This is a genomic window from Pelomicrobium sp., assembly GCF_036803785.1.
Taxonomy (GTDB): domain Bacteria; phylum Pseudomonadota; class Gammaproteobacteria; order Burkholderiales; family UBA6910; genus Pelomicrobium.
Genome location: NZ_DAIRTR010000246.1, coordinates 1 through 2,081, shown reverse-complemented (window position 1 = coordinate 2,081; position 2,081 = coordinate 1). Strand labels below are relative to the sequence as shown.

Sequence of the window (2,081 nt, the reverse complement as noted above, 5' to 3'; positions counted from 1 at the left end):
GATCTGGGTGGTGGGGGAGCTGGCGGGTGGCCACGCCCATTGACAGGCCCACGCAGTGGGACCAAGAATAACCGAGGCGACGTCCTCGCGCCTAGCACAGCGCGCTCCACCCCATGGCTGCGCCCGATCATGGTGCTCGGCTCTCTGCGCCGGTCTCCTCGGTAAAGGTGGCGGACGTGAACCGCCTGGCGAAAGACCCAGTGCCCCACGAGAAAGAACCCCAGGTCCAGGCCGTCAAGCGCGCGAGCACTCACGCCCCGGAGGCTTGCCCTGGGCCAAGGCAGGCGCTGGATCTGGCCGCTTTGCTCAAGGCCTTCCACTCCCCCCCCTTTGCCGGCGGAGAGATCCTGAGCGCCGTGGCGGCTGGGCTCACCCACGAGCTGGAGCGGTGGCTCGAGCTGCAGAACCGCTACGGCGAGCGCCACTTGGCGCTGTGGATGCGCCTGCTGGCAGGGCAATTAGGCGGTGAAAACGACCAAGAAGAAGCACCGCCTGACCGGCGCTTCCGCAGCTCAGAGTGGCGCCGGGAGCCCCTTTTCGACTATTTGCGGCGCGCCTACCTAATCAACGCGGAATGGTTGAACACCGCCGCCGCGCAGCTTCCCCTGGATGCGGCGGCCAAGCGTAAGGTGCAGTTCTTCACCCGCCAGTGGATCGAGGCCCTCTGCCCCGCCAACTTCCCCGCCACCAACCCGCAAGCCTTGAAGCGGGCCGTAGAAACCGAGGGGCAGAGCCTGCTGCGGGGCCTGAGGAACCTGCTTGCGGACCTGGAAAAGGGGCGCCTCTCGATGACTGACGAATCGGCCTTCGAAGTGGGCCGCAATTTGGCCATCACGCCCGGCGGAGTGATTTACCAGAACGAGCTCATGCAGCTTATCCAGTACGCACCATCGACGCCGCGAGTGCACGCCCTGCCCCTGCTCATCGTACCGCCGTTCATCAATAAGTATTACATCCTGGACCTGCAGCCCGAGGATTCCTTTGTGCGCTTCGCGGTAGAGAACGGACTCACGGTGTTTCTCATCTCCTGGCGCAATATTCCCCCTGAGCTGGGGCAACTTACCTGGGAGGACTACCTGGAGCGCGCCGTGTTCCAAGCCATGGAGGTGGTGCATGCCGTGAGCGATGCGCCCCAGATCAACGTGCTGGGCTTCTGCGTGGGCGGCACGCTGCTCGCCACCGCCCTGGCAGTGCTGGCCGCCCGGGGGGACGAGCGTGTGAAGTGTGCCACCTTTCTCACCACCATGCTCGACTTCGAGGACCCGGGGGAGATCTCGGTGTACATCGACGAAGCCTACGTGGCGAGAAAGGAAGCCGAGTACCGGCAAGGCGGCCTCATGCGGGGCACGGAGCTTGCTGCTGCCTTCGCCAGCCTGCGGCCCCAGGATCTCATCTGGCACTACGTGGTCCACAATTATCTACTGGGCGAGACGCCGCCCCCCTTCGACCTCCTCTACTGGAACAGCGATGGGGCCAACCTGCCTGGCGCTCTCTATTGCTGGTACGTGCGCCACATGTACCTGCGCAATGCGCTGAAGGTGCCGGGTGCCCTCACTCTCTGCGGCGTGCCCGTCGATCTCGGAAAGATACGCATCCCCGCCTACTTCCTGGCGGCCAAAGAAGACCACATCGTGCCGTGGCGGGCCGCCTATGCCAGCGCACGCCTGCTTTCTGGCAAAATTGACTTCGTCCTGACGGCGAGCGGTCACATCGCCGGCGTGATAAACCCGGCGTCGAAGAACCGGCGCAACTACTGGACTAACGAGTTTCCGGCAACCACCCCCGAACGCTGGCTGGAGCAGGCCCGCTCTGTGCCCGGAAGCTGGTGGAAGCACTGGATCCGCTGGATCAAGCGGCGCAGCGGCCGCGCGGTGCCAGCACCCGCGGGCGTCGGCAGCGGGGTCTATCCCTCCCTCGAGCCGGCCCCCGGGAGCTATGTTAAAGCGCGGTTCGAATGAGCGCAGCCGTTGCGAGCCGATTTCTCGCAGTACCGTGGCAATCAGAGGAGGACATACCATGGCACAAAGAGTCGCAGTGGTCACCGGCGGGATGGGCGGGCTGGGTGAATACATCTGCATGCG

1 protein-coding gene is annotated in these 2,081 nt (G+C 64.8%); it reads left to right on the top strand.

Annotated features, from left to right (window positions below):
- The first annotated feature begins 113 nt into the window (after nt 1-113).
- Nucleotides 114-1,958, top strand: a complete 1,845-nt coding sequence (locus V7Q81_RS15865; RefSeq protein ID WP_333845271.1) for a PHA/PHB synthase family protein — start codon at nt 114-116, stop codon at nt 1,956-1,958.
- The last annotated feature ends 123 nt before the right edge of the window (nt 1,959-2,081 follow it).

What these genes read in the sequence shown, in the direction of transcription:
- V7Q81_RS15865 (WP_333845271.1), top strand. Translation starts at nt 114, where the DNA reads ATGGCTGCGCCCGATCATGGTGCTCGGCTCTCTGCGCCGGTCTCCTCG.